The organism is Agrobacterium sp. DSM 25558 (genome assembly GCF_900100825.1).
Lineage (GTDB): Bacteria > Pseudomonadota > Alphaproteobacteria > Rhizobiales > Rhizobiaceae > Agrobacterium.
Map to the genome: position 1 here is coordinate 1 of NZ_FMUD01000068.1, position 6,643 is coordinate 6,643.

Here is a 6,643-nt window from a genome sequence, read left to right on the forward strand (position 1 = left end):
GTAGGTAGATTTTTACTAACATTCTATATTAGTCTTCTCGCATTGCTTTGTTGATCTGATCGGCGAGTGGCTTGATCAAATAAGACAATGCTGTTCTCTCGGTGGTCTTAATAAAAGCTTCCACCGGCATACCCGCCAATAAGACGAGATTGCCGAGCTTTGACATCTCGTCGGGTTCTATTTGGATGCGTGCCGTGTACCAGCTTTCGCCAGTTTGCGGGTTATGAACGAGGTCAGCGCCAACGGTTTTGATCTGCCCGTCTATTTCCGGCGTCGTACGTTGATTGAAGGCCGAGAAGCGAAGTACCGCTTGTTGGCCGACATGTAACTGGTCAATATCTGCTGATTGAATGCGCGCTTCCACAACGAGACGATCATTCACAGGTACGATCTGCATTACCGTTTCTCCGGCTGCGATCACGCCACCGAGTGTGTGAACGGCGAGCTCGTGGACAATACCGTCCTGCGGCGACCGTATATCGACCCGCTTCAGTTGGTCCTGTGCGGTGATTTTTTGCTCTTCGAGTTCAGCAAGCTTGTTGTCGACATCGCGCAGTTCCGTCAGAACCTCTGCCAGACGATCCTGATCGAGTTGAAGGATCTGGAGTTCAGTTTCAGTGACGCGTGCTGCGGTACGGGCAATTTCAGAGATCAACTGACCTCGCTCTCCATCAAGTTGCGCTCGCACCCGCTCCAGTTCCGCCAGGCGGTTGAACTGTATCAGTTGCTGGTCCGATAGGCTTCTGACGCGAACAAGTTCCTGCCCGATCCAGGACAACTCCTCTTCTTTAGCGCTCTTCCGAACAAGCAGGCCACCATTCTCCTGCCTGATCTGGTCGATACGTTGTCGCAGTTGCGCCTTCTGGCCATCAAGCGTTCGTTTGCGCGCGGCAAAAAGTGTCTTTTCTGCCTGCAGATAGACATCAGCCTGTTGGGCAAGCTGCGGATCGGTGAACGCCATGTCAGAGGCATCATCGCTTTCTGCAACGAGCCTTAATCTACGCGCGCTGAACTGGTTGATTTGCTTGGTGACCATTGCGAGATTGGCCCTCGTAACAGTGTCATCCAGTCGTATGAGCAGATCACCGGCTTTCACCAAGGCACCGTTGCGCACAAGGATGTCTCCAACGATACCGCCTTCACGATGCTGGATGCGTTTTACATTGCCATCGACAACAACAGTACCTGTCCCGATGACCGCGCCCGATAAGTTGGCTGTTGCAGCCCAGCCGCCGACCCCTGCGACCATCACGACAATCACCACTGCGGACGCCAACGTATAGCGTCGAATGGATTTTCCGGCTGCAGTCACGGGTTCCGAGGTCATGCTTTTTCCGATACTGCGCGCATTGTCGTCTTTCGAAGCACTTCGTCCCGAGGTCCGAAAGCCACCATGGCGCCTTGAGACAGGACAAGCACGTGATCGACTGCTGAAGTGCATTTGGTCTGTGTGCAACGATCACGACGATAGCGCCTCTTTGTCGTGCTGCTAAAATGGCATTGTTAAGGGCCATTTCGCCTTCGGCGTCGAGATTTGCATTCGGCTCGTCGAGAACGATCAGGAATGGATGACCGTAGAGCGCCCGTGCGAGCCCGATACGTTGGCGCTGGCCTGCCGATAGAGCGGCGCCACTATTTCCGATCCGTGTGTCGTATCCATCCGCCATCGACAGGATCAGTTCATGCACATCAGCCATTCTGGCTGCATCTATGACATCATTTGGATTGGGAGACTCAGCAAACCGGCTGATGTTTTCGGCAATCGTGCCGTCAAACAATTCGACGCCTTGCGGAAGATATCCGATTGAAGGTCCAAGAGCTTCAGGATGCCACTGATCCAGTTCGGCTCCGTCCAGCCTGACAGTGCCGCGAGCCGGAGGCCATATACCAACAAGCGCACGGACCAACGTCGATTTCCCACAACCGCTCGGACCTATGATACCGACACCCTGACCAGACGTCAGCGAAAAGGTCACATCGCGCACGGTCGCATTTTGGTTACCGGGTGCCACCACCGATACAGCCGAAACCGAAATCGTGTTCGACGGTGCGGGCAAGGACATTTTGTCTTCTGGCAAAGCCGTCGTCTGCAGCAGTTGAGCCAATCGTGCTTTTGCTTGTCTGAAGTTGACGAAGCTGCGCCACTGACCAATCGCCTGCTCAATGGGTGCGAGCGCTCGGGACGTCAGTATCGATGATGCGATCATCGCTCCTGGAGACGCAAGCTGCCGGATGGCAAGCCAGGCACCGAGAGCGAGGACGGCCGACTGGAGCGCCAAACGAAATATCTTCGAGAATGTCGAAAAGCTACCGGTCGTATCGCTGGCCCGCCGCTGTTCTTCCAGATAAGGCCCGTTCGTGTCGTACCACTTGCGCGTATAGGCGGTTTTCATACCCATCGCATGTAGGGCTTCAGCGTTTCTTCGCCCGGCCTCGACAAACTCAGCCCTGGCCGAACCGAGTTGGGAGACGCGCCGAGTCGGATCGCGCAATACGACTTCGCTAAGGAGCGTCAGCGCGATCAAAACGGCCGCACCTGCAATGGCCAGCCAGCCCAAATACGCGTGAAACAGAAACAGGATGCCGATGTAAAGTGGAAGCCATGGCATATCGCACATCGCGACCGGCCCTGGACCGCCCATGAATTGGCGCATTTGCTCAAGATCTCTGATTGGCTGAGAAACTGCCTCCTTCTTTGACATTCTGAGAGGCAGCAGCATGACCGCATCGAAGGTTGGCCCACCCAGTTGTTCTTCTATCCGCGCGCCGATCCGTGAAAGGATCCTTGCCCGGATCAGTTCAAGAACCCCAAGAAAGATGTAGAGGGTGATGGCCAGAACCGACAGCGCAACCAGTGTCGGCACGCTGCGACTGGACAGGACACGGTCATAGACCTGCATCATGAACAGCGGGCCTGTCAGCATGAGGATATTGGTAAAGGCGCTGAGGACAGCCACCGATACGAATGCCTTGCGTGTCGATCTCAAGGCAGCGGCGACCAGAGGCCGCCGCGCTTCACTCGATATTGTATTCGACAAGGCTCAATCCTTAAGCGACGAACCGCAAATCGTCATCGTGCAAGCTGGTTAGAGCAACATTCTTCAATGTCACCGTGTTTGCAGCATCGTATGTGATGACGGTATCGTTCCCGACCTGAGCCGCAGCAGCCAGCACATCCTCAAAATCCGAGAACAGGCTATTGTCGAACTCCAGCACATCCGCGGAGCCAGCACCTGCCTGAAAATCGGTGACCGTATCCAAACCAAAGTTCGGCCTGAAGATGATGATGTCATCGCCAGCGCCAGTCGTGATGGCGTCGTTTCCGCTGTCACCGAAGAGCGTGTCATTTCCGCTAGTCCCTGTCAGGGTGTCATTGCCACTTGTACCTCTTAGCCAGGCCGCATCTTTGATATGGGTGCGATCCCAGAGAGTCCCATCGGCAAACTCAATCTTCTCGATACCCCAGTTAGAGGCGTCGGAATAGAATTGCCAATCGACCGTAATCGTGTGTCCTGTCTCAACGACTTTCAGCAGCAACGTATCGCTAGAGCGGCTGAGCTCGACCTCGGCTGGAGTTAGATCAAAGAAGCGTAGAGTGTCGATCTCCGCTTGGACCCGGAGTTTTCGACAATTCGATCATTGCCGTCACCCTTTGCGTACACGTAGGTATCACTGCCCGATCCGCTCTCAAACCGGTCGTCGCCGAGCCCAGCATTAAACACATCGTCCAGCGATGTGCCGTTAAGCGTCTCGCCACCGCTGGTTCCGTTGATACGTGATATGGCCGCCGCTTTTATCTGGGCACGGTCCCATACTGTGCCGTCGGCGAACTCGATCTTCTCGATACCCCAGTTAGACGCATCGGAATAGAATTGCCAATCGACCGTAATCGTGTGCCCTGTCTCAACGACTTTCAGCAGCAAAGTATCGTTGAAGCGGCTGAACTCGACGTCGGCTGGAGTTAGATCATCGAAGCGTAGAGTGTCGATCTCCACGTTGGACCCGGAGTTTTCGACAATTCGATCATTGCCGTCACCCTTTGCGTACACGTAGGCATCACTGCCCGCTCCGCTCTCAAAACGATCGTCGCCGAGACCACCATTGAACACGTCGTCCAGCGATGTGCCGTTAAGCGTCTCGCCACTGCTGGTGCCGTTGATGCGCGATATGGCCGCAGCTTTTATCTGGCTACGATCCCATACTGTACCGTCGGCAAATTCGATTTTCTCAATACCCCAATTTGCGGTCTCAGAATAGAACTGCTCATCGAGTGTGATGACATGACCGGTGCTGTTGACCGTGATCTTTGCATGCGAGCCAGCCCGGCTAAAGGTCAGGTCACCTACGTTCAGGTCCGTCAGTTTCAGTACATCGACGTCGGTGGTAGAGCCCGACTCGTCATCGATGTAATCGGTACCATCGCCTGACGAGTAGATGTAAGTATCGCTGCCCGCGCCACTATTGAAACGGTCATCACCAAGCCCGCCGTTGAAGACATCGTCTAGCGATGTGCCGTAAAGCGTCTCACCGCCGGTGCTTCCGTTGATGCGTGATATGGCCGCCAATTTTATCTGAGTACGATCCCATACTGTGCCGTCGGCAAATTCGATTTTCTCGATACCCCAATTTGCGGTCTCAGAATAGAACTGCTCGTCGAGGGTGATAACATGACCGGTGCTGTTGACCGTGATCTTTGCATGCGAGCCAGCCCGGCTAAAGGTCAGGTCACCGACGTTCAGGTCCGTCAGTTTCATTACATCGACATCGGTGGTAGAGCCTGATTCGTCATCGATGTAGTCAGTACCATCGCCTGACGCGTAGATGTAAGTATCGCTGCCCGCGCCACTATTGAAACGGTCATCACCAAGCCCGCCGTTGAAGACATCGTCCAGCGATGTGCCGTAAAGCGTCTCACCGGCGCTGCTTCCGTTGATACGTGATATGGCCGCCGCTTTTATCTGGGTACGATCCCATACTGTGCCATCGGCGAATTCGATTTTCTCGATGCCCCAGTAATTTACATCAGACTCAACCTGCTCATCGAGCGTAATGGCGTGACCCGTGCTGTTAATGCTGATTTTGACATGGCTGCCTGACCGGCTGAAGGTCAAGTCTTCTACGTTCAGATCAGTCAGCCTCAGCACGTCAATATCCGTCGTTGAGTCGGACTCATCATCGATGTAATCAGTTCCATCACCGGAAGCGTAGATGTAAGTATCGCTGCCCGTTCCACTGTTGATACGGTCGTCGCCCAAACCGCCATTGAAGACATCGTTTAACGCTGTTCCAACCAACGTGTCGTTGCCGCTGGTACCGTAAATATGGGATATCGATGCCGTTTTTATCTGGGCGCGATCCCAGACTGTGCCGTCGGCAAATTCGATTTTCTCGACACCCCAATTTGCCGTCTCAGAATAGAACTGCTCGTCGAGGGTGATGACATGACCGGTGCTGTTGACCGTGATTCTTGCATGCGTGCCAGTCCGGCTGAAGGTCAGGTCACCGACGTTCAGGTCCGTCAGTTTTAGCACATCGACGTCAGTGATAGAGCCCGACTTATCATCGACGGTGTCATTTCCATCACCAGAAAGGTAAACATAGGTGTCACTACCGGCAAGCCCTTTTAGAATATCATTCCCAAGGCCTGCCAGGATTTGGCTGTCGGAGTTATCGGTTCCAGTGATTGTGTCATTTCCGTTCGATCCCGCGAAATAGGCCACGTTTGATATCATATTCGCTCTGGTCCAAATTGTACCATCTGCGAAGACAACCTTTTCGACGCCGCGTTCATAAGTGCCGTCGAGCGTGTCCTTGAGCAGGACCGACCCTCCGTCGCCAGCACCTGGAGTGCTGTCAGCGATGATGATCGTTAAGTCCGTACCATTACGCGCCAATGTTACGTCGGATGGGTTGATGTTGGTAAAGACCAGTTGGTCGCTGGTGCCACCCCAGGTGCTTTCGGTGATGGTGTCGTTGCCGTCACCACGGGCGTAGACGTACGTGTCGCTACCCTCTCCACCGTTGATGACGTCGTTACCCTTGCCGCCGGTGTATGTATCACCGGTCGCAAAGCCGGTAATGGTGTCATTCCCATTGGTCTGGGCCGAGGCAATGGCTTTGGTCCGGATCTGCGCTGCATCCCATGTCGTGCCATCGGCAAAGGCAATCCGCTCGAGACCTTGCTCATACGGTGTTCCGAGCGTGCTCTTGATCAGGATCGAACCTGCATCACCGGCTCCGGGGGTACTCTCGGCAATCGTAACCAGCAGATCAATTCCCGTGAAGCTCACGGTGACGTCAGCTGGATTGATGTCGGTGAAGACAAGTTGGTCGTTGTGCCGCCCCAGGTGCTTTCGGTATGGTGTCGTTGCCATCACCACGGGCGTAGACGTACGTGTCGCTACCCTCTCCACCGTTGATGACGTCGTTACCCTTGCCGCCGGTGTATGTATCACCGGTCGCAAAGCCGGTAATGGTGTCATTCCCATTGGTCTGGGCCGAGGCAATGGCTTTGGTCCGGATCTGCGCTGCATCCCATGTCGTGCCATCGGCAAAGGCAATCCGCTCGAGACCTTGCTCATACGGTGTTCCGAGCGTGCTCTTGATCAGGATCGAACCTGCATCACCGGCTCCGGGGGTACTC

The 6,643-nt window shown here is 54.6% G+C and carries 5 protein-coding genes; all 5 read right to left on the bottom strand.

The window, feature by feature from the left end:
- Positions 1–28: 28 nt before the first annotated feature.
- Positions 29–1,249 (bottom strand): HlyD family type I secretion periplasmic adaptor subunit, encoded by a 1,221-nt coding sequence (locus tag DSM25558_RS27240; protein ID WP_244554339.1) that lies wholly within the window; start codon positions 1,247–1,249, stop codon positions 29–31.
- A complete protein-coding gene (locus DSM25558_RS27245; RefSeq protein WP_244554338.1) occupies positions 1,140–3,038 on the bottom strand; it encodes a type I secretion system permease/ATPase in 1,899 nt (632 codons plus the stop codon). The genes DSM25558_RS27240 and DSM25558_RS27245 overlap by 110 nt, the downstream gene beginning before the upstream one ends.
- A gap of 10 nt (positions 3,039–3,048) precedes the next feature.
- Positions 3,049–3,537: a calcium-binding protein gene (locus tag DSM25558_RS27250; RefSeq protein WP_077107744.1), complete on the bottom strand. Its 489-nt coding sequence runs from the start codon at positions 3,535–3,537 to the stop codon at positions 3,049–3,051.
- A 38-nt stretch (positions 3,538–3,575) separates the two neighbouring features.
- Complete coding sequence (locus tag DSM25558_RS27255) at positions 3,576–6,290, bottom strand: calcium-binding protein (RefSeq protein ID WP_159442535.1); 2,715 nt, start codon at positions 6,288–6,290, stop codon at positions 3,576–3,578.
- A gap of 7 nt (positions 6,291–6,297) precedes the next feature.
- Positions 6,298–6,643: calcium-binding protein (locus DSM25558_RS28920; protein WP_159442536.1), on the bottom strand; the 346-nt coding region annotated here is incomplete at its 5' end.

Excerpts from the sequence above, each read along its gene's own strand:
- DSM25558_RS27240 (WP_244554339.1), bottom strand. The coding sequence starts at position 1,249 with ATGGTCGCAGGGGTCGGCGGCTGGGCTGCAACAGCCAACTTATCGGGC.